This is a genomic window from Rhizobium leguminosarum bv. viciae (genome assembly GCF_012276115.1).
GTDB classification, from domain to species: domain Bacteria; phylum Pseudomonadota; class Alphaproteobacteria; order Rhizobiales; family Rhizobiaceae; genus Rhizobium; species Rhizobium leguminosarum_T.
Map to the genome: position 1 here is coordinate 1 of NZ_WIEU01000006.1, position 21,847 is coordinate 21,847.

The window sequence follows — 21,847 nt, forward strand, 5'->3', positions numbered from 1 at the left end:
CAGGCTCATCCACGGTTGTAACCGGAGGGGGTGCGGGCGACTTCGTCACGCCTCTGGCCGGGTGGCCACCCGGCCAGAGGCTCAATCGCTTCCATCGCACGAAATTCCTAACGTGCAGATACAAGGGGGTCTTCGCGGCATACTCCTACGCTCCGTATGGCGACGGGATTATCCACCGATGACCGACATCCGCCGCTTCCTTGCCGCCCACCCAGACTGCATCCTCGTCGACATCACCGGCACACAAGGCTCCACCCCGCGTGAGGCCGGCACATTCATGCTCGTCTCGGCTGAGGCCCTGTGGGGCACGATCGGCGGCGGGCAGTTCGAATTCATGGCGATCGCGAATGCGCGGGACATGTTGGCGGGAACCGGCGGGATGGCGGAGATGGATATCCCGCTCGGGCCCGACATCGGTCAGTGCTGCGGTGGCCGCACGCAATTGCGGTTTCGCCGGGTGACGCAGGCGGTTGCCGAAGAAATCGAGGCCAGGTTAACCAGCGAGATCAAGCGCCTGCCCGAGGTCTATCTCTTCGGCGCCGGCCATGTCGGCCGGGCGCTGGCAACGGCCCTTGCGCCGCTGCCGCTGTCGGTGACGGTTGTCGAGACGCGGCAGGAAGAACTCGCCAACCTGCCTCCCGAGACGAAGACGCGGCTCATGCCGATGCCCGAAGCGCTGGTGAAGGATATTCCGGCTGGCGGCGCGGTCGTCATCCTGACACACGACCACGCGCTGGATTTCCTCATCGCCCGCGAAGCGCTGGAAAGAACGGATCTCGCCTATGCCGGCATGATCGGCTCGGCGACCAAGCGCGCCACCTTCGCCAGCTGGCTTTCCCGTGAAGGCGGCGGTGAGCGTGGCTGGCTCGAGCGGTTGACGCTGCCGATCGGCGGCGCGGCGGTCAGGGACAAGCGCCCTGAGGTGATCGCCGCCTTGACCGCCGCCGAGATCCTGACGGCGTTCGCTGACTACCGCATGCGCTCGTCCTCGTAATAGGGATCGCGCCCGTCGAGAAAACCGAGATCGCGCTTGACGCGATCCGGCACCGTCTCGAGATCGAGGCTGGGCATGCGCCAGATCCGCGCCAGCCGGCCGCCGATGCGCCGGAAAATTCCGATGGTCGGCTGCGGCGGGCTCTGTTCGATAGCATAGCAATCCATGACATCACCTCGATGGTTTGAAGGTATGAGTTGCAGTTTGCGGCCAAAAATGCTGCAATTCCAATCGAACAACCGTCTGCCTGCATCAAGAGAACTTATCCATGAAGCTGTCGAAACAATTCCCGCTGAATGCGTTGCGCGTCTTCGAGGCCGCTGCCCGGCTCGGAAGTTTCACCAAGGCGGGCGACGAACTCGGCATGACGCAGACCGCCGTCAGCTACCAGATCAAGCTGCTGGAGGAGAATGTCGGCGAGCCGCTCTTCCTGCGCCGTCCCCGCCAGATCGCACTGACAGACACCGGCGAGCGGCTGGCCCCGAAGGTGACGGAAGCTTTCGCCATGCTGCACGACGCGATGGCGACGGCGCGCGACAGCGTCGAAGGCACGCTCGCCATCAGTTCGACCCATACCTTCGCCTCGAAATGGCTGGCGCCGCGCCTTGGCTCCTTCCATTTGAAACATCCGGCCATCGCGGTGCGCTTTCAGGCGAGTTCTGACATCATCGACTTCGCCCGCGAACAGATCGATGTCGGCATCCGCTGGGGCGACGGCAACTGGCCGGGGCTGGCGCTGCACCGGCTGATGGGCCTGGAGTTCACGCCGATGCTGAGCCCGAAGCTGGCGGAGGCGGCAGGCGGCATCAGGGAGCCGCGCGATCTCCTGAACTTCGATCTCTTCGACGCCGGCGACATCTGGTGGAAACAATGGTTCGAGGCAGCTGGCGTCACAGACACGGATCTCGATCGGCGCCCGCGCAACCAGCTTGGCTCTCAGGCAGTGGAAGCCGATGCCGCGATCGCCGGCCATGGCGTCGCCATTCTTCATCCTGCCTTCTATGCGGCCGAGATCGCGCTCGGCCGGCTCTATCAACCCTTCGAACTGACCCGCAGCGACGGCAAGGCCTACTGGCTCGTCTACCCGGAAAACCGTCGCAACGTGCCCAAGATCAAGGCCTTCCGCAACTGGATCCTCGAAGAGATGAGGGCAGCCGGAAATTGATGCATGTCACCTAAAATGTGCAGCCATTTTCGGACAACGACATACCGGACCCGATTCGTGAGCCAGGCCCGGTCCTCTGGCTCGACTTCAAAATCCCATTTCCGGCGCATAGAAACAGCGCGGCGTATCCTCGTTCGGGAACAGACAGAGATGATAGTCGTTATCGCCGGATTGCATTGCCTTCGTCATTGGCAGCAGGAAGACATGAGCATGCGTGACCAGCCGGTGGTCACCTGGCATCAGCGTCACACGATATCCGCCTGGCGTCACCGCCACGCTTTTCGAAGGGATCATCTGGCAATCGCCGCTATGACTGTCGCCGTTGCAACAATAGGGGTCATAACTCCACCCCGAGGGTGCGTCGTGAGCCATCGCCAACGACGCATACGCAATCATCACACACGTCAGAATGCTGCGCATGGGCATCTTCTCCGTCGATGAATGCGCCGCCGATGATCTAACGGTTCTTATTTTATTCCGGCGGCCTGCAAAATAACTGTAATTGAGTCGTCGTAGTTCAAGGCCTGCTGAATTAGCAGATCAAGTATGAGGCAGAGATAATGCACAGCCTTCTCGGCAGCTTTTAGGCACGCGACAGCAGATCGGCGATGCGGCCGCGATCGGCAGCTTCGGCAAAACCGCCGGAAATCATCAGCGGAGCGCCGAATATCTCAACGAGCCCGTTGCCGAGGATGAGACCTTCGCCGTCTCGGCATGCGAGAATAGGGGTTACCGTCGTCTCGCTGTAGCGAAGCAGCGCGGAGAGATAGCCGGAATCATCGTTCAGATGCGGAAAGAACTCGAAGGGTACCAGACCGAGAGCTGCGCCATCCCGCACCGCATCGGGGGAACTGCCGGAAAAGAGCGCGTCGACGGCGATTGTCGGCGTCATCAAAATCGCCCCGGCACTGGTTCCGACGACGATGCCGTCATCATGCGCCCATGCGCGTAGCTTCTCCAGCATTCCGCTTTGGCGCAGCCGTCTCAGAAAATCGCCGGTATGCCCACCGGAAAGATGGATGGCGTCGCAGGAAAACAGCCGGTTGATCTCCTCGTCACCGGAAAGCGCGTCGAGATCGACGAAGAGATCGAGGGAAAGCCCGTAGCTGCGATAATACCGCCGTTTCTCGTTGAAAAACTCCCGCTGCGGCTCCGGACCGGAGGCGATATAGCCGATGCGGTTACCGCGCGACAGAATGAGCGCGGCAAGCCGCCGGTCCATCCGCGCGTTTTCGGCGATGAACTGATCGCTGTAGAGCGCGGTAATCATTCCATTGCTCCTTCGGCCTTGCCACCGTTGCAGAAATCAGTGCGCATGTGCAGTCTTTCAATCTCCTCTTCCCTCCCCGCCAAAATTTCCGCAATGTCACGAGTCGGAGGAAGATAGGGGAACTCGATGCATGAATATGCCATAGCATGGGAATGGCTCGCCTTCGCGGCGCGTTGGTTCCATGTCATTACCGCGATCGCCTGGATCGGATCGTCCTTCTATTTCATAGCGCTCGATCTCGGACTGGTGAAACGCCCGCATCTTCCACCCGGCGCCTATGGCGAGGAATGGCAGGTCCATGGCGGCGGCTTCTATCATATCCAGAAATATCTGGTGGCGCCCGCCCAGATGCCGGAGCACCTGACCTGGTTCAAATATGAGAGCTATTTCACCTGGATATCAGGCTTCCTGATGCTATGCATCGTCTATTACGGCGGCGCCGACCTCTTCCTGATCGACCGGCATGTGCTCGACATCAGCCCACCGACTGCGATCCTGATCTCGCTGGCATCGCTCGGCGTCGGCTGGGTCGTCTACGATCTGCTCTGCAAGTCGCCGCTTGGGCGGAACACCTGGGGACTGATGGCGGTGCTCTATGTCGTGCTCGTCTTCATGGCCTGGGGCTATACGCAGCTTTTCACCGGTCGCGCCGCCTTCCTGCATCTCGGCGCCTTCACCGCGACGATCATGTCGGCCAACGTCTTCATGATCATCATTCCGAACCAGAAGATCGTCGTCGCCGACCTCATCGCCGGACGGGTTCCCGATCCCAAATACGGGCAGGTCGCCAAGCAGCGTTCGCTACACAACAACTACCTGACGCTGCCCGTCATCTTCTTCATGCTGTCGAACCATTATCCGCTGTCCTTTGGTACGCAATTCAACTGGGTGATCGCGGCTCTGGTCTTCCTGATGGGCGTCACCATCCGCCACTGGTTCAACACGACGCATGCCAGAAAGGGCCGGCCGACCTGGACCTGGATCGTCACCGTCATTCTCTTCATCCTGATCATGTGGCTTTCGACCGTGCCGAAGATGCTGACCGGCGAAACCGATGCGGCGACGGTCGCGCCCGCCTTCCAGCAATTCGCCGGCGATCCGCATTTCCCCGCCGTCAAGCAACTGGTCTCGACGCGCTGTTCCATGTGCCACGCGGCCGAGCCGGTCTATGAGGGTATCGTGCGGCCGCCCAATGGCGTGATGCTCGAAAATGACGCGGAAATCGCCGCCCATGCCCGCGAGATCTATATACAGGCGGGCCGCAGCCATGCCATGCCGCCCGGCAACATCACCGATATAACGCCGGACGAACGCAAGCTGCTGGTCGCCTGGTTCGAGAGCGCAGTCGAAGGCAAGAAACAATGACGACGACACTCCTGCGCGGCCGCCTGCTTTCCTTCCACCGCGCGCCGCTAAGCCTCGCCGACAGCCAAAGCTATCTTTACGAAGAGCATGGCGGCCTGCTGATCGAGAATGGGCTGATCACGGCAATCGGGCCCTATACCGACGTCAAGGCAAAAGCAGCCGCAGACACGGTCGAGATCGACCACCGCCCGCACCTGATCATGCCGGGCTTCATCGATATGCACCTGCATTTTCCGCAGATGCAGGTGATCGCCTCCTACGCCGCCAACCTGCTCGAATGGCTGAATACCTATACCTTTCCCGAGGAATGCCGTTTCGTCGAAAGCGCGCATGCTGAAAGGATCGCCACGCATTTCTACGACGAGCTGATCCGCCACGGCACGACGACGGCGGTTGCCTATTGCTCCGTGCACAAGACCTCGGCCGACGCCTTCTTCGCCGAGGCGATGAGACGCAATATGCGCATGGTCGGCGGCAAGGTGATGATGGACCGCAACGCCCCGCAGGGCCTGCTCGACACGCCCGAGATGGGCTATGACGAGACCCGCCAGGTGATAGCGGACTGGCATGGCAAGGGCCGCAACCACGTCGCCATCACACCGCGCTTCGCCATCACCTCGACACCGGCGCAGATGGAAGCGACATCAGCCCTTGCCCGCGAATTCCCCGATCTGCACATCCAGACGCATCTTTCGGAAAATCACGACGAGATCAAGTTCACCTGCGAGCTCTATCCCGACGCGATCGACTATACCGACATCTATGCTCGCTACGGCCTGCTCGGGCCGAAAAGTCTCTTCGGTCATTGCATACACCTGTCCGAGCGCGAGGCCGATGCCATGAGCGAGGCGGGTGCCGTCGCCGTCCACTGCCCGACCTCGAACCTCTTCCTCGGCTCCGGCCTGTTTCCGCTGAAGGCGCTGACGCGGCGGGAAAAGCCGGTTCGCATCGGCGTGGCGACCGATATCGGCGGCGGTTCCAGCTATTCGATGCTGCGGACGATGGACGAGGCCTACAAGATCCAGCAGTTGCTCGGCGAACGGCTGAACCCGCTGGAAAGCTATTACCTGATGACGCGTGGCAATGCCGAGGCCCTATCGCTGGCGGACCGGATCGGTACGCTGGAACCCGGCACCGATGCCGATCTCGTCGTTCTCGATGCAACGGCGACACCCGCCATGGCGCTGAAGATGGAAGTGGTGAAGACGCTGCCCGAGGAACTCTTCCTGCTGCAGACGATGGGTGACGACCGGGCGATCGCCGAGACCTATGTGGCCGGTGTTGCGTTGAAAAAGAACCTTTAAGCGAACTTGCAAAAACCCGCCGATCTTCCCATAGTTCTCTAAGGAGAAAGCCCATGGACCTGACCGTTTCAGTGCCGGACGAACTTGCCAGCTACATCAAGAAAAAGATCGATTCCGGCGATTACCACTCTTCGAGCGATGTCGTGAGCGAAGCCCTGCGACTTCTGGAAGAGCGTGACAGTGCAAAAGCCCGCGAGATTGAACATTTGCGGGATGCATGGCGTGAGGGTGTGAAAAGCGGCGATTTCTCGCCTCTGGATATCGAAGCGGTGAAGGCCGAAGGGCGCCGACGATTTGCAGCATCTAAAGCTTGATCGATGGCCGATGTCTTCTATTCGAGCCGAGCCCGCTCGGACATGCTGGACCTTTGGTTGTGGATTGCCGGCAACAGTGGCTCGGCCATGGCCGATACCATCATCGACCGCATCGAGCAGCGCGTTTCTTCTCTGGGTCAGCATTCGCAGATGGGTCCCAAGCGCCCGGAAATCGCCGCGGATGCCCGTGTGCTCGTGATCGAGAGATGGCTTGCGCTCTACTCTGTCGACAACGATGACGTCCGCATCGTGCGCATCCTGGATGGGGCGAGCGACCTTCGCGATATTCCGTGGGAAGAATGACCTGCTTTCTCCCAATGCCGCCGGGAACTATCTCTCGAAATTTCCCGTAATGTTCCTTCGAAATTCATGTTATGGCCGATGGCCGCATTCAGATGTGAAGGTTCAATTCATGGCCACCCCACTCACCATCGCCGACCTGAAAAAGCTGGCACGGCGCCGTGTGCCGAAGATGTTTTTCGACTATGCGGATTCGGGCGCCTGGACGGAATCGACCTATGCAGCCAACGAGAGCGATTTCAGCCAGATCAAGCTGCGCCAGCGGGTGATGGTCGATATGACCGACCGCACGCTGGCAACGACGATGATCGGCCAGAAAGTGTCGATGCCCGTGGCGCTGGCGCCAACCGGCCTGACCGGCATGCAGCATGCCGATGGCGAGATGCTGGCGGCACGCGCCGCCGAGGAGTTCGGCGTTCCCTTCACGCTTTCGACTATGAGCATCTGCTCGATCGAGGACGTGGCGTCAGCAACGACGCGCCCCTTCTGGTTCCAGCTCTACGTGATGAGGGACAAGGATTTCGTCCTCAACCTCATCAATCGCGCCAAGGCGGCCGGATGCTCGGCGCTGGTGCTGACCGCCGATCTGCAGATCCTCGGCCAGCGGCATAAGGACCTGCGCAACGGCCTGTCGGCGCCGCCGAAATTCACGCCGAAACATGTCTGGCAGATGGCGACCCGGCCTTTCTGGTGCCTGGACATGCTGCAGACCAAGCGGCGCAACTTCGGCAATATCGTCGGCCATGCGAAAAATGTCACCAGTATCGCCTCGCTGGCCTTGTGGACACATGAGCAGTTCGATCCGCGGCTGTCCTGGGCTGATGTCGCCTGGATCAAGGAACAATGGGGCGGCCCGCTGATCATCAAGGGCATACTCGATCCGGAGGATGCGAAGGCGGCCGCCGACACCGGCGCCGATGCGATCGTCGTCTCCAATCATGGCGGGCGTCAGCTTGACGGCGCCCCCTCCTCGATCAGCATGCTGCCGAAGATCGTCGACGCCGTCGGCGACCGTATCGAGATCCATCTCGACGGCGGCATCCGCTCCGGCCAGGACGTGCTGAAGGCTGTGGCGCTTGGCGCCAGGGGCACCTATATCGGCCGCCCCTTCCTCTACGGCCTCGGCGCCATGGGCAAGGAAGGCGTTTCGCTGGCGCTCGGCATCATCCGCAAGGAGATGGACATCACCATGGCACTGTGCGGCAAGCGCGACATCAAGGACGTGAGTTCGGCGATCATCGCCGGGCGGCAGTGACCTGCCGCCCGCGACGGACGCGGCAACGGCTTCCTAAATATATCTCGATGCTGGACGCTGCCCTCGGTCCTCTAACTGCGCGTTAAGGCTAGGTTGTATTTTTAGCGCGACCTCTTGAAAGCACAAAAGCGGTGCTTTATGTTTTACCTATGGCAATTACAGGTAAAACACCGCATCCATCGCTGCTGCGCTACACGCTGGCGCCTGACGACAGTGCCCGGCAGGCGCTGGACGACACCATTACAGCCTATCTCAGGATGATCGAAATCCTGACCAGCCTCGTCGCCGACAAGGCGGGCGCCAATCTCGTCGTGTTGCATGACCTTGCCTATGAAACTGTCCGCGAGCAGACGGGCCTGCCGGCGCGGCTGGTGACACTCGGCCTTCGCGATTTCGCCGCCAATCGCGGCGTCACCGCCGATCCGCCGCATCTGCCGCTCGACGATAAGCTCTTCGCCATCAAAGGCCCCTCGGACCTGACGATCGCCACGGTGCACGGACGCGTTGCCGTGCCCTTCGATGTCGCGGGTTATTCACGCGGATGGGAGAGTATTTTTCCGGCTTACCTCGTTGCCGGCCAGGACCGTTACGAGATTCACATCGGCGTCACGCCGAATTCCGCTCGGATGGAGGAAAACATGACGAACGAAGGCATTCTCTCACGCATGGGTCGCCTGATCGCGGGCATCGCGAATGCGGCGATCGACAAGGCGGAAGGTGTAAACAAAATCGCCGTCATCGAACAGGCGGTCCGCGAGATCGATGCGGCGGCTGATGAGGCCCGCACCGATCTCGGCAAGGCGCGCGCGGAGGAATTCCGCATCAAGAGACGCAGGGACGAAATCGTCGAAGACATGAACGCGCTCGACCAGAAGATCCGCCTTGCCGTCTCCTCCGGGCGGGATGACCTGGCAAAGGCCGGCGTCGCCCGTCAGATCGATCTCGAATCCCAGATCGCAGCGCTCGATAAGGCGCTGGCCGATGCCAGGGAACAGGTGGACGAAGGCCAGAAAGCCTTGCAGGCCGTGCTCGCCACGCGCCGCGAGGCGGACGCTCGCCTTGCCGATTTCAAGCGCAGTATCGCCCGGCATCCCGAACAAGCAGCGACCGGTCACAGCCAGCCCGCACCGGGTGCAGATGCTGCCCGCGCTGCCGCAGCCGTCTCGCGGCTGACCGGAGTTCCCACTGGCGAGCATGGCCACAGTTCCGAATTGGACGAACTCGACCGACTGCACCGCGATCAGGCAATCGAAGCCCGGCTCGCACGCTTCAAGGCGGATAACCGATAACGCCGATGGAGCTCCTTTTTTCACCGGAATGTGCGCCCTTCGCCATCGCCGCAGCGATCCTAGTCGGCCTGACCGCGATCGAGATGCTTGCGATGGTCATGGGTTTTTCGATGACGGAATTTCTGGGAAAGCCGGAGGTTCATGGCCATGACGGCATCCTGGCTTACCTTTCCTGGCTCAATCTCGGCGGTGTTCCCCTGCTGATCCTCATGATGCTGACGCTCGGCTTCTTCGCGATGACGGGCTTTGCGTTGCAGGCCGTCGCCAACGCCTTCTGGGCGCCGCTGCCAAGCTTGATAGCCGTCATACCTGCCGCGCTGGCAACCATCCCCATGGTCAGGGCATCGAGCAGAACCGTGGCGCGGATCGTACCGCACGACGAAACCTATGCCGTCGATCTCGACGCCTTGCTCGGCCGGACAGCCGAGGTATCGATCGGCCCGCTCGATCAGGGACTGCCGGGCCGCGTCCGCGTCAAGGATCAGCATGGAAACTGGCATGTGCTTCGAGCCCGAGCCGCCAAGGGCGAAGGTCCGCTTGCGATCGGCGCTTCGGTTCTTCTCGTCGATCACAAGGCAAATGTGTTTATCGCCATTCCCGCGCCGGTCGACCCCGCCGATGCGGACAATCAATCTTTGAGGGAGCAGCAATGATGTACGACGTTATTCTACCAGCCGGCATTGGGATTGTTCTGATCTTCGGCATCGGTTTTGTCCTCGCCTCTCTTTACACGCGCTCCAGCCGCGATGAGGCCTATGTGCGCACCGGTCTCGGCGGCCAGAAGGTCGTGCTCGACGGCGGTTCGGTCGTCCTGCCGATCTTCCATTCGACCGCCCGGGTCAACCTGAAGACATTGCGGCTCGAGGTTCGCCGCGGTGAAGGCGATGCACTGATCACCAAGGACCGCATGCGTGTCGATATCGGCGCCGAGTTCTATGTGCGCGTGAAACCCGATGCCTCCTCGATTGCGCTTGCAGCTCAGACACTCGGCAATCGCACCAACGACGCCGAGGCTCTCCGCATCCTGATCGAGGCGAAATTCGTCGACGGCCTTCGCTCGGTGGCGGCGACAATGAACCTCGATGCTTTGCAGGAACAGCGCATGGATTTCGTCAAGGCCGTGCAGGAAGCCGTCGGCGCCGATCTCCAGTCGAACGGTCTCGAGCTCGAATCCGTTTCGCTGACACGCCTCGACCAGACAGATATCAAGCATTTCAACGCCAACAACTTCTTCGACGCGCAGGGTCTTGCGGCATTGACCCGCATCACCGAGGGACGCAAGAAGGAGCGAAACGAGATCGTTCGCGACACCGAAGTCGCCATCGCCCAGAAGGATCTCGAGGCCCGCCAGCAATCGCTTACCATCGAGCGGACCAAGCGGGAAGCAGAACTCAGCCAGGAACGGGACATCGCCAACAAATCCGCAGCGACACGCGCCGAAACCGCGCAGCAGGAGCAGGCCGCAAAACGCGCCGAGGAGGAAGCCCGCATCGCTTCCGAACAGGCGATCGCCGAACGCGAGGCATCCGCCAAACAGGCTCGCGAAAGCGCCAACATCGACGCCGCCCGCGCCGTCCAGCAACGCGAAACCGAGGCCAAGCGTGACCTCCAGATCGTGGCACAGGAAAGCGCCATCGCCGTTGCCAACAAGAGCCGTGAGGAATCCGAAGCAAAGGCGGCTGCGGAAACGGCCCGCGCGCTGGCGATAGCAGCAGAAGAAAAGGTTGGCACCGCCAAGGCGATCGAGATTGCCGAACGCGAAAAGCAGATTGCCGTCATCGACGCACGCAAGAAAGCCGAGACGGAAGCGACTGCCGTCACCGTCGGCGCCGAAGCCGAAAAACAGGCGGCAAGCGACCAGGCCGAGGCCATCAAGACGCTCGCCACCGCCGAGGCGGATGCGGCGATCATCAAGGCCAAGGGTATTCTCGAAACCGGCAAGGCCGCGGCCGAGAGCGAGGCATTGCTAAACGACGCTCGCAACAAGTTGAGCTCTGCTATCATCGAGTTCGAGATCACCCGCGAACGGATCCGCATCATTCCGCAGGCGCTCGCCGAAGCGGTCAAGCCGATCGAGAAAATCTCCGATATCAGGATATTCGACACCGGCGGCATGCTTGGCCGTGGAAACGGAGCGGCCGGCGGAAACGGCATCGGGCTCGGTGAAGGACTGGCCAGCCAGCTCCTCTCCTACCAGGCCAACAAACCGATCCTCGACAAATTGCTGAAGGAAGCCGGCTTCGACGGCGACGATGCCATCTCATCCCTCCTTGGAAATCTCGATGGCGCAAAACCGGCAAGACCGGCGACGACCGCCGCAGCCCCGGCAAAGCCGGCAATACCGGCCGCAGCCCCGACACAAACGATCATCCCTCCGGCGCCGAAGCCGGCACCGAAGAAGGACTGATCGCCGCGCAAGCGAGTCTGGACCAGAACAGGATGATTTTAGGCCGGTTCGGCCTAAAATCTGAATCCTGTTCTAAATTAAATAGTTAGAGCATGATGTCGCCCGAAAACCGCACACACTTTTCGGCATCATGCTCTATCTCACCCAGCCCGTTGCCAGCGCGCCGGCCCAGTCGGCACGGCCCCCTTTAGCGGCCAGTGCCGACATCGCCATATAGTCATAGGCGACGGTCCGGAACTGCCATGTCCATCCGCCCGCCGCCTTTTCCAGAATGGCATAACTCGCCAGCGGATGGCCGGCTTCCACCTTGTGGTAATAAGGCAGTTCGTCGTTATAGGCCGGGCATCCGACGCTGCCGGGATTGACGATCAGGCGGCCATCGGAGAGGCGCACAGCACGGGGAATGTGGCTGTGGCCGCAGAGGATCAGCGGCAGGTCGATGCCTTCGGCCAATGCCTCGATCGCCTCGAACGGCTGCAGGAGGACGAAGCCCTCCGGCGAGACCGATTCCAGCCAATAGAGATTGTCGTCCTTCGGCGTCGCGTGGCACAGATAGACCTCGCCGCGATAGACGAGATCGAATGGCAGGCTGCGCAGCCAGTCGAGATGAGACGACGACAATTGACCGTAGGCGGCCGCATCCGAAGCATGCATTGCCGCCGGATCCTGCTCGATCAGATAGCGGTCGTGATTGCCGCGGACCGACGTCAGGCTAAGCGGCATCAGCAAGTCTGCCGTCTTGCCGGCATCGAGCGGGCCGCTGAAGAAATCGCCGAGATTGACGATCTCCTCGACGTCTTGCGTACGAATATCAGCAAGCACCGCCTCGAGCGCCAGATGGTTTCCGTGGATATCGGCAATTGCTGCAAACCGCATTTTTTAGCTCCCTCGGTACGTGGAATAGCCGTAGGGCGATATCAGCAACGGCACATGGTCGCAAGCACCGCCTTGAGCGCCAGATGGTTGCCGTGGATATCGGCAATTGCCGCAAACCGCATTTTTTAACTCCCTCGGTACGTGGAATAGCCGTAGGGCGAAATCAGCAACGGCACATGATAGTGCGCGGTGACGTCGGCAATACCGAAGCGGATCGGCACGAGATCGAGGAAGGCGGGATCCGGCAGCGGCGTGCCGCTGGCCCTCAGATAATCGCCGGCGTGGAAGACCAGCTCATAGGTGCCGGCCCGAAAATTTTCGCCGATGAGGATGGGGCCGCCATCAACCCGGCCGTCGGCATTGGTCTCCACCGTCTTCAGATGCCTGCGAATCTCGCCGTCGACCTGGAAAAGATCGATCCTCAAGCCCTCGGCAGGCTTGCCGAGAGCGGTGTCGAGAACATGTGTGGTCAGTCCGGTCATGGGGCTGGCTCTTTGATGATATAAGGGGTTTCGAAGAAGTATTCTTCCAGATTATTGCCCGGCCCGTCACGGTCGACGACCAGAAAATCTGAGGCTTGGCCGAGCGCCATCAGCGGATGATGCCAGACGTTGCGGCGATAGTTCACGCCCTGGTCGCCGCGCGCCAGAAACACCTTCGGCCTGCCCGGGCGACCGTTCTCATCCTCGGAGACGACGACGAGAAAAGGACGGCCCGAGACCGGCGAGAAACTCTGGCTGCCGAAAGGATGGCGCTCCATCATGGTGACTTCATAGGGGAAGCTGCGCGGCTGGCCGCGAAAGAGGTTGATGATGACGCGCGCACCCTCGCCCGTCGCCTCGGTGGCGGCGAGCGCATGGAAACGCTCCGTCGTGCCGCCATTGATAAACCGCTTCGAGGCGGGGTCGGCTTCGATCACCTCGCCGAAGGGAGCAAAGGCGGATCTCGTAAGCCGACGGATGTCGAGATGTGGGGGCAATCGCTCACTCACCTTGGGCATGCCAGTGACGGATGGCATCGATCGCGGAAAGAAGCTCCGGCAGCGTGCGATACGTCGCCTCCCAGATGTCGGAAGGATCGAGATCGAAGACGCCGTCGAGGATACGGTTGCCCGTGCCGCAGATTTTCGTCCACGGCAGATCGGGATGCTCGCTCGCAAATTCCGGATGAGTCACCAGCAAGCGGGATGCCGCGGCACCGATGGTGAAGTGGCAAAAGGTGACCGCCTTGAAAGTGAGCTTGTCCCCGGCGAACACCGCCCCATCCATTCCGCCGACGAAAGACAGCGCTTCGGATGCCGCCTCATACATCTCATTGAGATAGTCGATCGCGCGCCGCTCGTTCATTCAACCTCCGGCAGCATCGTCGTCAGGCGCAGCAGCGCGATCCGCTCGACTTGCGCCGTCGCGGTCGCAAATTCCGCGTCCCTGCCATTGCCGATCCGTGTTTCGAAGGCCGACAGGATATCGTCCTTGCCGAGCCCCTTGACGGCGATGATGAAGGGAAAGCCGAATTTTTCGACATAGGCCGAATTGAGTTCGGTGAAGCGGGCATGTTCGGCCGGGCTCAGGCGGTCGAGACCGGCGCCGGACTGCTCCTTCCTGCTGTCTTCGGTGAGTTCGCCCGTTATCGCGAGGCGCCCGGCAAGGTCAGGATGGGCGCTGAGCACGCCGAGGCGCTCCTGCGGGCTTGCCGCCCGGAAGACGGCAGTTAGCGACGCATGCACGCCGGCTGCCGTCAGCGGCTCCGTCACGTGGCCGGCGTCATAGGCGCGCTCGGCGATGAAAGGCGAATGTTCAAAGACGCCGCCGAAGCGGGAAACGAAATCCTCGCGCGACATCATCAGAGCGCTTCCGGCTGATGGTGCTTGTGCCAATGCTCGGCGATCTCGATGCGGCGCGGAATCCAGACCTTGTCATGCTTCAGCACATATTCGATGAAGCGCTTCAGCGCTGCCGCCCGGCCCGGCCGCCCGACGAGGCGGCAATGCAATCCGACCGACATCATCTTCGGGCTGCCCGCCTTGCCTTCCTCATAAAGCGTGTCGAAGGCATCCTTCAGATAGGTGAAGAACTGATCACCGGCATTGAAGCCTTGCGGCGTCGCAAAACGCATGTCGTTGGTTTCGAGCGTATAGGGGATGATCAGGAAGGGTTTCCCGTCGACGCCCTTCACCCAGTAAGGCAGGTCGTCGGCGTAGGAATCGGAGGAATAAAGGAAACCGCCCTCCTCCTGCACCAGCCGAAGCGTATTGTCGGAAGGCTTGCCCTGATACAGGCCGTAGGGCCGCTCGCCGGTAAGCTCGGTATGCAGGCGCACGGCTTCGAGGATATGCTTGCGCTCCAGATCTTCAGGAAAATCCTTGTATTCCAGCCAGCGATAACCGTGGCTGGCGATCTCCCAACCGGCCTCCTTCATCGCGGCGACGGCCTCGGGGTTGCGGGCCATCGCCAGCGTCACGCCGTAGACGGTTGCCTGCACCTTGAGATCGGTGAACATCCGCCAGAGCCGCCAAAAGCCGGCACGCGAACCGTACTCATAGATCGATTCCATGTTGAGGTTGCGCTGCCCTGGCCAGGCGGCCGCACCGACGATCTCCGACAGCAGGTTTTCGGAAGCCGGATCTCCGTCGAGGATCGAGCTTTCGCCGCCCTCCTCGTAGTTGATGACGAACTGCACGGCGACGCGTGCCTCGTCCGGCCATTTCGGATCGGGCGTCAGACGCCCGTAACCGACGAGATTGCGCGGATAGGTCTCGGATACCATCAAATCACCTTCTGAAAAGACGGGGAACGGTAGCATCCGCAGCCGGAATGTCGAGACGGAAACTGCGCAACGGAATTTTACCGTTACGAAACAAATCCTTAGAGCGGATACTCAGGCGATCTTGCGCGCACTGACCTTGCCCATCGGATGCAGCGAATGAACACGGAAAGGACCGCCAGTGCCCTCCTCGATCATCAGTGCCACGTTCGAAACCGTGACAGGTTCGCAGAGGACAGGCTCGAAGATCGTCCGCAATACCGGCTCGATGCGCGGCATGTCGATCGCGTTGACGGGGCCCGTCACCGGCATATGAAAGCGGAACTCCTCCATCACATAGGGATTGCCCCAGCGATGCAGATTGGAAAATTGCGTCGCCGACAGCCCGTCCGGATCGCTGCGTTCGATCTCGGCCTCGCTGAGCGGTGCGCGGAAACGATCGAATTCCTGCACGATCGCCGAGGCGAGATACTGGATCTGCTCGCAGGGCGTGCTCGGCAACAGGCTGTAGAAATTGCCGAGCCGGGCGACTTCGATACGCGGAATCTGGAAGGGAACGAAGGCCCCGGAAAAACGCATGAGATCGCGCAGGAGCTGCGATTCTGGCATGTCGCGGGACAAGTGGAACGGCGCCTTCAAAACGCCGTGAAAGCCGTAGCGCCGCGGCACGGCGGTATGGAAGGCGATCTCGTGAATGCCGAGGCCACGAACTGCCGGAGGCTCCATCATATCGCCCGAAAACACGTTTCGGCCAAGCCAATTGGCGGCCACGAGTGACAACGGGTCGCTCGCCGGAGGCGTGAAGCAAATGGCATAACGCATGCAATTTCCTCCATCAAGGAAGTGAGCGCCGTTCAGATCCGGCGCTGTCGATGCGCAAGCAGATAGGTGATTTGCATGACAGAATAACGAAACGCAGCGGCGTCTAATTCACGTTTAACGTGAAGCCACCGCAATGTGGCTTGAAATTGCGAAGCTTTCCGGCAGCAAAAATCCGCAGTCTGTATCGCCTGCGATACATATCGCCGCCTCCGCCAGCCGGTGGGCGAGGCCGAAACTGACCTTGAAGCCGCCGGTCAGCGCGATCAGGCGCCGGTGGTCGGGATGGCGACCGATCATCGGATCCCGATCGATCGCCTTCGGGCGAAGCCCGGCCCAGCGCTCGACAATAGGGGCGTCGCGAAGCATCGGCACGATGCCGCGCGCCGCCTCGATCAGCACGTCGAGCTGGGCGTCGGTCGACGCGGGATCGTCAAAACGGTTCTCACTGGTGCTGCCGATTGCCGCGTGTCCGCCTTCATGCGCGACGATATAGAGCCCGTCGAGAAAGATCGTCGGCAGCGCCGGGTCGATATCGGCTTTCAACAATGCCGCCTGCCCCTTGACCGGCTGGCCGAGCGGTTGTTTCAGTCCCGGCGTCAGGCCTTGCAATAGCGGAAAGGACTGATGGCCGGCGGCCAGGATGCAGTGACTGAAAACAACGGTTTCGCCGTTTATTTCGGCCGTGCCCCGATCGGGATCGAGGTCGGCAACCGTTGCATGCTCCAGGGTGCGAACATGCTTTGCCCGCCGTAGGAAGGCGATAAGCGCTGCGATCAGCAAGCGAGGCGCAACGCGGGCGGCGAGCGTGTCATGCACGAAGCCGCTCTCGCCGGCAGACGCCTCGATCCAACCGTCTACATCAGGCCCGTCGAGCACATGCCAGTGGAAGCGGCGCCCGCCCGCCCGCCAATGGCGTTCGGCGTCCTCGGAGTGGCCACGCGCTATGGTGTTGAGATGCGGTTTCGGCAACGGGATAAGCCGTCCGGAACGGCGGTAACCGGCAGAAAGTCCGGTCTCGGCTTCGAGCGCGGCGATCTCGGTTTCGAGCGAGACCAGCGCATCGAACTGGAACTGCTTCTTCTCCGACCACCGGTTCGGCATATGCGGCATCAGCGCGCCGAGCAGGCCGCCGCTTGCACCTTCGCCCAATCTGCCGGCGTCACTGATAAGAGTCGGGATGCCCCGGCGCTCCGCATGGACGGCCGCCCAGAGACCCATGATGCCGCCGCCGACGATCAGCAATTCTGAGGACGATTGACCTGAGACCGGCGCAGGACTATCGGCTTTTTCCATGACAGACGTGAACCCCGATCAGATTGGCGCAGGCGCCCCGCAGCCGCTCGAATGGCGCGACGGCGATATGCCCTATTCCACCGCCTTTGGCGATCATTTTTATTGCCAGACCGATGGGCGGCTGGAATGCGGCCATGTTTTTCTCGCCGGTAACGGCCTGCCGGAGCGCTGGAACGGGCGGCAGAGATTCCTGATCGGAGAACTCGGATTCGGCACCGGCCTGAACTTCGCCGAAACCTGGCGGCAATGGAAGCTCCATTGTGCAGACGGCCAGCACCTGCATTTCACCTCCTTCGAACTCCACCCGATGCGCGGCGAAGAAATCGACCGGGCGCTGTCGCACTGGCCGGAGATCGATGCCGAACGCGAGGCGCTGACAGCGGCGTGGCCGCAAGCGCCTGATAGCATCGTTGAGCTCGATCTCGATGCCCAGACGACACTCAGCGTGGTCTGCGGCCATGCCTTGGACGGCGTGGCGGCAGCCGCGCCCGGCTTCGACGCCTGGTATCTCGACGGCTTCGCCCCGTCGCGCAACAGCGATATGTGGTCGGAGCAGTTGATGCGGCTCGTCTGCGAGAAAAGCGCAGCCGGTGGCACCTTCGCCACCTATGCGGCGGCTGGCTTCGTGCGCCGCAACCTCATCGCCGCAGGTTTTGCCGTCGAGCGCCGCAAGGGCTTTGCCGGCAAGCGCGAAATGCTCTGTGGCGCCAAGGCGTCACCCGATCAGCGTACAGATCAGTAGCTGGTGCGCCCCGGCTGCTGCTCGCTCGTTCCGAGCCACTGGCGGATTTTTTCCTCGAGCAGCTCGGGGCTGATCGGCTTCGACATGTAGTCGTCCATGCCGGCATCGAGGCAGAGTTCGCGGTCGCTTTCGAGCGCGTGAGCGGTGACGCCGATGATCGGCACCCGGTGGCCCCGCCCCTTTTCCCGTTCGCGGATCGCCTGGGTCGCCTGATGGCCGTTCATGACGGGCATCGAAACGTCCATCATGATGATGCGCGGCGTATGCCGCTCCCAGGCGGCGACCGCCTCCTCGCCATTCTCGACGACGAGGAAGGAAAGACCCGTGCCTTGCAGGATCTGTGTGAAGACGATCTGGTTGACCTCGTTATCCTCGGCGACGAGCACGTCGACGAATTCAGCGGCCCGTTTCTGCGGCAGAGGCGCCGGCGCCGGCGCGGCCGTTTCCGTCTGTAGCCGGGCAAACTCAGCCTCGGATGCCTGCTTGACGCGGCTGGCGCGCACCACCTCGACCACGGTGTTGCGCAGCACGTTGGCGCGCGCCGGTTTCATCAGATGCGCGTGGCCGTTCAACGCCGCAAATTCTTTTTCCGTGCCCGAAATATCCATCGACGTCAGGAAGATGATCGGCAGTTCGACGAAGCGGGGATCGGCGCGCAGCCGGCGCGCGACATCGGCGCCGTTCATATCGGGCATGTGATAGTCGAGCACGACGGCATCGACGGCAACGCCGAGACCGGCCGCCGCCTCCAGGATCGCAAGCCCAGTGCCGCCGCCCTCGGCGGCCACGCCGTCGAAACCCCAGAGAGAAAGCTGCTCGGTGAGGATTCGCCGGTTTACCTCATTGTCGTCGACGACGAGGATACGCGCACCCTGCACGTTGATCGGCAACGGCTTCGGCTCAAGGCGGGCGGCCGCCACCGCAAACGGCAGGTTGATGGTGAAGACGGAACCCTTGCCCCATTCGCTTTCGACGTTGAGATAACCGCCGAAAAGGTCGACGAGCCCGGCGGTGATCGCAAGACCGAGGCCTGTTCCTTCATGCCGCCGGGTCGACGAGGCGTCCACCTGCGAGAATTTATCAAACACCGATTCGAGCTTCTCCGGCGGGATACCGATGCCGGTATCCTTGATGCGGATGCACGCCATGATCTCGCCGCCGGCGGCCGCCTCGAAACCGACATCGACGAAGACATGGCCGCGCTCGGTGAACTTGACGGCGTTGCCGACCAGATTGGTGACGATCTGGCGGAAACGCCCGGCGTCGCCGATCACGGCGGCGGGCAGGTCGGGTGCGGCCCGCACCAGGAGTTCGATGTTCTTCTCGGCGGCGTGCGAGGACAAGAGTGTCGCCACGTCCTCCACCGCTTCGGTGATATCGAAGGCGGCCTTGCGCAGTTTCATCTGCCCGGCGTCGATCTTCGAGAAGTCGAGGATATCGTTGATGATCGTCAGCAGCGCATTGCCCGACTTGACGATGATATCGACGAAGGTCTTCTGGCGCGTATCGAGATTGGTCTTGGCGAGCAGCTCCGCCATGCCGAGCACGCCGTTCATCGGTGTGCGGATCTCATGGCTCATATTGGCAAGGAATTCGGATTTGGCGCGATCGGCGGCTTCGGCGCGCGACAGCAGCTGGCGCAGTTCCTCCTCGCGGCTCTTGAGGTCGGTGACGTCGGTAAAAAGCGCCACCCAGTACTGCCCCTTGCTGACCGTCGCATCCATGTTCACCCAGCGCTCGCCGCCGACATGGAAGGCCGTGGAGATCGGCAACCTCGCGGCGATATTGTCGCGCCAACCCTGCAGAATCTCGGCCGCGTCCTCGTGGAAATCGCCGCGCGCCGCGCAGAATTCGAACATGCCGAGCCAACCCTGCCCGGTCTCGATATAGGTGGCGGGAATCTCCAGGATATGAGCCAGCGCCTCATTAGACATCTTGATAATGCCATCCTGGACGATGGCGAGGCCCTGCGGCATGGCGTGTGTCGCGTCGCGCATCATCTCGCCGAGATGTTCCAGCGCGGCACGGGCCTCGTGGACTTCATTTTCCCGCTCACGCACAGCCGTGATGTCAGCATAGGTGAGCAGGATGCGGTCGTTGGAGATACGGCGGCTATCGAAGATGACGGATTTGCCGCCTGCCCAGCCGAGCTCGATCGGCTCGGGCTCCTCGGTTTCGAACAGGTGTTTGCGGAAAGCGTAGATTTCCTCGGGCGTCTGCGTGCCGTCGTAGCGACCGAGCTCATAATTGCGGCGGATGACGTCGATGAAGGGGCGGCCGTCGAAGGGGTCGTCGAGCGGCAGCTCCCAGATGCTGTAGAATTCGTCGTTGACGTAGAGGATCTGGTGGTCGTTATCGAGGATCAGCACGCCGACCGGCAGCGAGCGCAGGATATTCTCGATATCCCGGTGCAGCACTTCTTCCTGCTTCCGCGCTTCGATCAGTGCCTTCTCCCGCTCCTTGAGCGGTGAAATATCAGAAAAGGAGCCGACGACATAGGCTCGCCCGTCCGCCGTCACGACACGCTTGACTCGCGAGATCACGGGATGGATGCGGCCATCCTTGCTCGGCATTACGCCTTCCAGCTCCTGCGACAGGTCTTGTTCCAGCGACAGCCGGTTTTCCTGGTAGATCGCCTCGCCGCCCTCCGGCCCGAACATTTCATATTCGGTCATTCCCAGCACCCGCGAGCGCTCATGGCCGCTGAAAGTCTCATAATACTGGTTGGCATAGACGAGGCGATGTTTCTCGTCGCGCACGAAAACCGCGACCGGCAGATCCTCCATGATGGTGCGCAGCAGGTCACGTTCGTCGACGCTCGCGTGCCAGCTCGAATCGCTAGGGCCTACCGGTTTCTCGCCGTTGCGATAGGCGGCGTTGACGACCAGAGGCCGGCCGTCTTCGGCGAAGATGCCGATTGGGTGGTCGAGCTTTTCCAGCGCCTCGCGCACGCGGGCGAAATCGTCGGCAAGGCCATGATCGCCGGCGCCCTTCCCGTCTCCAAGGGCGCGGCGTGGCGTCTCGCGCACTTCGAAAATGCCGAGCACATAGGCTCGCTCCGGCGACGGCGAAAAGCTTTCGATCTGGATGCGTTCATGACTGAGGCCCACCGCATCGAAGCAGATGGCGTTTTCCTCGGTGCCGAACACCAGTGCGCGGCGTTCCTTGTCCTCGCGCTCCTCTTCTTCGGGACGGTCGAAGAGCTCGCGGCTGCGCCTGCCGATGAAATCGGAGATCTCGCGGCCTAGAAAACGGGCATAGGCCTCGTTGACAGCGATATAACGCAGTTCGCTGTTCTTGACATAGGCCGGGGTATCCAGATCAGCGATCCGGCGGCAAGCCAACTCCAGAAGTTCCCCGGCTGATTTCAAAAAATATCGCTCCCGCAATAAATGAAATATCGACTACAAAAACTATAACGCCAAGGCTTTTAACAAGGTTTTAACCATAAATTTCGACAGCGGAATTTTACGAGCCGGCTCACCAAGCTGAAGATAATTCGGGATTACCAGCCCCGGCTTGCACGAGACTGAAAGGTCGCCGTTCATAAATCCGTTCGACGTCGGGATCCGTTGAAATCATGACGAAAATTTAATGCCGAAACCGCTTGCGCGGCCATTGCGCCGCCGCGATCCGGGCCGAGTCTTCGGCGTGGCTTTATGGAAGCCATGCCCATGAAAGGAAAATA

23 protein-coding genes and 1 pseudogene are annotated in these 21,847 nt (G+C 61.4%); 11 read left to right on the forward strand and 13 right to left on the reverse strand.

The annotated features are described in order from the left end of the window. Nucleotides 1–178: 178 nt before the first annotated feature. Nucleotides 179–994 carry a xanthine dehydrogenase accessory protein XdhC gene (xdhC, locus tag GFM02_RS13060; RefSeq protein WP_168321840.1) on the forward strand — a complete coding sequence of 272 codons (816 nt, stop codon included), beginning with the start codon at nucleotides 179–181 and terminating at the stop codon, nucleotides 992–994. Here the strand turns inward: xdhC and GFM02_RS13065 are convergent. Beyond that, nucleotides 970–1,161, reverse strand: coding sequence for a hypothetical protein (locus GFM02_RS13065; RefSeq protein ID WP_077978969.1), 192 nt, complete (start codon nucleotides 1,159–1,161; stop codon nucleotides 970–972). The genes xdhC and GFM02_RS13065 overlap by 25 nt on opposite strands. A gap of 101 nt (nucleotides 1,162–1,262) precedes the next feature. On the opposite strand from GFM02_RS13065, the gene GFM02_RS13070 reads away from it, so the two are divergent. Then, a complete protein-coding gene (locus GFM02_RS13070; RefSeq protein WP_168321841.1) occupies nucleotides 1,263–2,159 on the forward strand; it encodes a LysR substrate-binding domain-containing protein in 897 nt (298 codons plus the stop codon). Nucleotides 2,160–2,246: 87 nt separating this feature from the next. Here the strand turns inward: GFM02_RS13070 and GFM02_RS13075 are convergent, their stop codons facing one another. Next, nucleotides 2,247–2,579, reverse strand: a complete 333-nt coding sequence (locus GFM02_RS13075) for a hypothetical protein (RefSeq protein ID WP_131664534.1) — start codon at nucleotides 2,577–2,579, stop codon at nucleotides 2,247–2,249. Nucleotides 2,580–2,742: 163 nt separating this feature from the next. Beyond that, nucleotides 2,743–3,429: a Type 1 glutamine amidotransferase-like domain-containing protein gene (locus GFM02_RS13080; RefSeq protein ID WP_168321842.1), complete on the reverse strand. Its 687-nt coding sequence runs from the start codon at nucleotides 3,427–3,429 to the stop codon at nucleotides 2,743–2,745. A gap of 126 nt (nucleotides 3,430–3,555) precedes the next feature. On the opposite strand from GFM02_RS13080, the gene puuD reads away from it, so the two are divergent. The 8 genes from puuD (at nucleotide 3,556) to GFM02_RS13120 (ending at nucleotide 11,663) form a co-directional block, all read left to right on the forward strand. After that, nucleotides 3,556–4,794 (forward strand): urate hydroxylase PuuD, encoded by a 1,239-nt coding sequence (gene puuD, locus GFM02_RS13085; protein WP_168321843.1) that lies wholly within the window; start codon nucleotides 3,556–3,558, stop codon nucleotides 4,792–4,794. Then, nucleotides 4,791–6,098, forward strand: a complete 1,308-nt coding sequence (gene guaD / locus GFM02_RS13090) for a guanine deaminase (protein ID WP_168321844.1) — start codon at nucleotides 4,791–4,793, stop codon at nucleotides 6,096–6,098. The genes puuD and guaD overlap by 4 nt, the downstream gene beginning before the upstream one ends. A gap of 53 nt (nucleotides 6,099–6,151) precedes the next feature. After that, nucleotides 6,152–6,412, forward strand: coding sequence for a type II toxin-antitoxin system ParD family antitoxin (locus GFM02_RS13095; RefSeq protein ID WP_065280900.1), 261 nt, complete (start codon nucleotides 6,152–6,154; stop codon nucleotides 6,410–6,412). 3 nt (nucleotides 6,413–6,415) lie between these two features. Continuing rightward, nucleotides 6,416–6,715 (forward strand): type II toxin-antitoxin system RelE/ParE family toxin, encoded by a 300-nt coding sequence (locus tag GFM02_RS13100; RefSeq protein WP_168321845.1) that lies wholly within the window; start codon nucleotides 6,416–6,418, stop codon nucleotides 6,713–6,715. 109 nt (nucleotides 6,716–6,824) lie between these two features. After that, nucleotides 6,825–7,967 (forward strand): alpha-hydroxy acid oxidase, encoded by a 1,143-nt coding sequence (locus GFM02_RS13105; RefSeq protein ID WP_168321846.1) that lies wholly within the window; start codon nucleotides 6,825–6,827, stop codon nucleotides 7,965–7,967. 131 nt (nucleotides 7,968–8,098) lie between these two features. Beyond that, nucleotides 8,099–9,256: a PspA/IM30 family protein gene (locus GFM02_RS13110; RefSeq protein ID WP_168321847.1), complete on the forward strand. Its 1,158-nt coding sequence runs from the start codon at nucleotides 8,099–8,101 to the stop codon at nucleotides 9,254–9,256. A gap of 5 nt (nucleotides 9,257–9,261) precedes the next feature. Further along, nucleotides 9,262–9,909 (forward strand): OB-fold-containig protein, encoded by a 648-nt coding sequence (locus GFM02_RS13115; RefSeq protein ID WP_168321848.1) that lies wholly within the window; start codon nucleotides 9,262–9,264, stop codon nucleotides 9,907–9,909. After that, on the forward strand, nucleotides 9,906–11,663 hold the full coding sequence (locus tag GFM02_RS13120; RefSeq protein ID WP_168321849.1) for a flotillin family protein: 1,758 nt from the start codon (nucleotides 9,906–9,908) through the stop codon (nucleotides 11,661–11,663). The genes GFM02_RS13115 and GFM02_RS13120 overlap by 4 nt, the downstream gene beginning before the upstream one ends. A 135-nt stretch (nucleotides 11,664–11,798) precedes the next feature. Here the strand turns inward: GFM02_RS13120 and GFM02_RS13125 are convergent, their stop codons facing one another. From GFM02_RS13125 to GFM02_RS13165, 9 genes and pseudogenes are all read right to left on the reverse strand, one after another. Then, the gene (locus GFM02_RS13125) at nucleotides 11,799–12,539 is read right to left on the reverse strand and encodes a metallophosphoesterase family protein (protein WP_168321850.1); all 741 of its coding nucleotides are present in this window, start codon (nucleotides 12,537–12,539) and stop codon (nucleotides 11,799–11,801) included. A 3-nt stretch (nucleotides 12,540–12,542) separates the two neighbouring features. Then, a pseudogene (locus tag GFM02_RS35705) lies at nucleotides 12,543–12,596 on the reverse strand (hydroxyisourate hydrolase); the annotation flags it as partial. A 68-nt stretch (nucleotides 12,597–12,664) separates the two neighbouring features. After that, nucleotides 12,665–13,021 (reverse strand): hydroxyisourate hydrolase, encoded by a 357-nt coding sequence (gene uraH / locus GFM02_RS13135; RefSeq protein ID WP_168321851.1) that lies wholly within the window; start codon nucleotides 13,019–13,021, stop codon nucleotides 12,665–12,667. Continuing rightward, nucleotides 13,018–13,539, reverse strand: coding sequence for an ureidoglycolate lyase (locus GFM02_RS13140; RefSeq protein WP_205930302.1), 522 nt, complete (start codon nucleotides 13,537–13,539; stop codon nucleotides 13,018–13,020). Before GFM02_RS13140 ends, uraH begins: the two co-directional genes overlap by 4 nt. Next, entirely contained in the window at nucleotides 13,523–13,885 is a 363-nt protein-coding gene (locus GFM02_RS13145) for a HepT-like ribonuclease domain-containing protein (RefSeq protein ID WP_065280911.1), read from the reverse strand. Before GFM02_RS13145 ends, GFM02_RS13140 begins: the two co-directional genes overlap by 17 nt. Next, the gene (gene uraD / locus GFM02_RS13150; RefSeq protein ID WP_168321853.1) at nucleotides 13,882–14,382 is read right to left on the reverse strand and encodes a 2-oxo-4-hydroxy-4-carboxy-5-ureidoimidazoline decarboxylase; all 501 of its coding nucleotides are present in this window, start codon (nucleotides 14,380–14,382) and stop codon (nucleotides 13,882–13,884) included. Before uraD ends, GFM02_RS13145 begins: the two co-directional genes overlap by 4 nt. Then, on the reverse strand, nucleotides 14,382–15,305 hold the full coding sequence (gene puuE, locus GFM02_RS13155; protein WP_017961584.1) for an allantoinase PuuE: 924 nt from the start codon (nucleotides 15,303–15,305) through the stop codon (nucleotides 14,382–14,384). The genes uraD and puuE overlap by 1 nt, the downstream gene beginning before the upstream one ends. 111 nt (nucleotides 15,306–15,416) lie before the next feature. Continuing rightward, entirely contained in the window at nucleotides 15,417–16,124 is a 708-nt protein-coding gene (locus tag GFM02_RS13160) for a DUF1045 domain-containing protein (RefSeq protein WP_168321854.1), read from the reverse strand. Between the two features lie 114 nt (nucleotides 16,125–16,238). Next, a complete protein-coding gene (locus tag GFM02_RS13165) occupies nucleotides 16,239–17,417 on the reverse strand; it encodes an NAD(P)/FAD-dependent oxidoreductase (protein WP_168321855.1) in 1,179 nt (392 codons plus the stop codon). On the opposite strand from GFM02_RS13165, the gene mnmD reads away from it, so the two are divergent. Next, a complete protein-coding gene (gene mnmD, locus GFM02_RS13170) occupies nucleotides 17,416–18,159 on the forward strand; it encodes a tRNA (5-methylaminomethyl-2-thiouridine)(34)-methyltransferase MnmD (RefSeq protein ID WP_168321856.1) in 744 nt (247 codons plus the stop codon). The two genes, GFM02_RS13165 and mnmD, sit on opposite strands and share 2 nt — an antisense overlap. Here mnmD and GFM02_RS13175 read toward each other — a convergent pair. After that, on the reverse strand, nucleotides 18,153–21,530 hold the full coding sequence (locus tag GFM02_RS13175; RefSeq protein ID WP_168321857.1) for a response regulator: 3,378 nt from the start codon (nucleotides 21,528–21,530) through the stop codon (nucleotides 18,153–18,155). The two genes, mnmD and GFM02_RS13175, sit on opposite strands and share 7 nt — an antisense overlap. Nucleotides 21,531–21,847 lie beyond the last annotated feature (317 nt).

Coding starts and splice junctions, on each gene's coding strand:
- xdhC (WP_168321840.1), top strand. CDS start 179: ATGACCGACATCCGCCGCTTCCTTGCCGCCCACCCAGACTGCATCCTC.
- GFM02_RS13065 (WP_077978969.1), bottom strand. CDS start 1,161: ATGGATTGCTATGCTATCGAACAGAGCCCGCCGCAGCCGACCATCGGA.
- GFM02_RS13070 (WP_168321841.1), top strand. CDS start 1,263: ATGAAGCTGTCGAAACAATTCCCGCTGAATGCGTTGCGCGTCTTCGAG.
- GFM02_RS13075 (WP_131664534.1), bottom strand. CDS start 2,579: ATGCGCAGCATTCTGACGTGTGTGATGATTGCGTATGCGTCGTTGGCG.
- GFM02_RS13080 (WP_168321842.1), bottom strand. CDS start 3,429: ATGATTACCGCGCTCTACAGCGATCAGTTCATCGCCGAAAACGCGCGG.
- puuD (WP_168321843.1), top strand. CDS start 3,556: ATGCATGAATATGCCATAGCATGGGAATGGCTCGCCTTCGCGGCGCGT.
- guaD (WP_168321844.1), top strand. CDS start 4,791: ATGACGACGACACTCCTGCGCGGCCGCCTGCTTTCCTTCCACCGCGCG.
- GFM02_RS13095 (WP_065280900.1), top strand. CDS start 6,152: ATGGACCTGACCGTTTCAGTGCCGGACGAACTTGCCAGCTACATCAAG.
- GFM02_RS13100 (WP_168321845.1), top strand. CDS start 6,416: ATGGCCGATGTCTTCTATTCGAGCCGAGCCCGCTCGGACATGCTGGAC.
- GFM02_RS13105 (WP_168321846.1), top strand. CDS start 6,825: ATGGCCACCCCACTCACCATCGCCGACCTGAAAAAGCTGGCACGGCGC.
- GFM02_RS13115 (WP_168321848.1), top strand. CDS start 9,262: ATGGAGCTCCTTTTTTCACCGGAATGTGCGCCCTTCGCCATCGCCGCA.
- GFM02_RS13120 (WP_168321849.1), top strand. CDS start 9,906: ATGATGTACGACGTTATTCTACCAGCCGGCATTGGGATTGTTCTGATC.
- GFM02_RS13125 (WP_168321850.1), bottom strand. CDS start 12,539: ATGCGGTTTGCAGCAATTGCCGATATCCACGGAAACCATCTGGCGCTC.
- uraH (WP_168321851.1), bottom strand. CDS start 13,021: ATGACCGGACTGACCACACATGTTCTCGACACCGCTCTCGGCAAGCCT.
- GFM02_RS13140 (WP_205930302.1), bottom strand. CDS start 13,539: ATGCCCAAGGTGAGTGAGCGATTGCCCCCACATCTCGACATCCGTCGG.
- GFM02_RS13145 (WP_065280911.1), bottom strand. CDS start 13,885: ATGAACGAGCGGCGCGCGATCGACTATCTCAATGAGATGTATGAGGCG.
- uraD (WP_168321853.1), bottom strand. CDS start 14,382: ATGATGTCGCGCGAGGATTTCGTTTCCCGCTTCGGCGGCGTCTTTGAA.
- puuE (WP_017961584.1), bottom strand. CDS start 15,305: ATGGTATCCGAGACCTATCCGCGCAATCTCGTCGGTTACGGGCGTCTG.
- GFM02_RS13160 (WP_168321854.1), bottom strand. CDS start 16,124: ATGCGTTATGCCATTTGCTTCACGCCTCCGGCGAGCGACCCGTTGTCA.
- mnmD (WP_168321856.1), top strand. CDS start 17,416: ATGACAGACGTGAACCCCGATCAGATTGGCGCAGGCGCCCCGCAGCCG.
- GFM02_RS13165 (WP_168321855.1), bottom strand. CDS start 17,417: ATGGAAAAAGCCGATAGTCCTGCGCCGGTCTCAGGTCAATCGTCCTCA.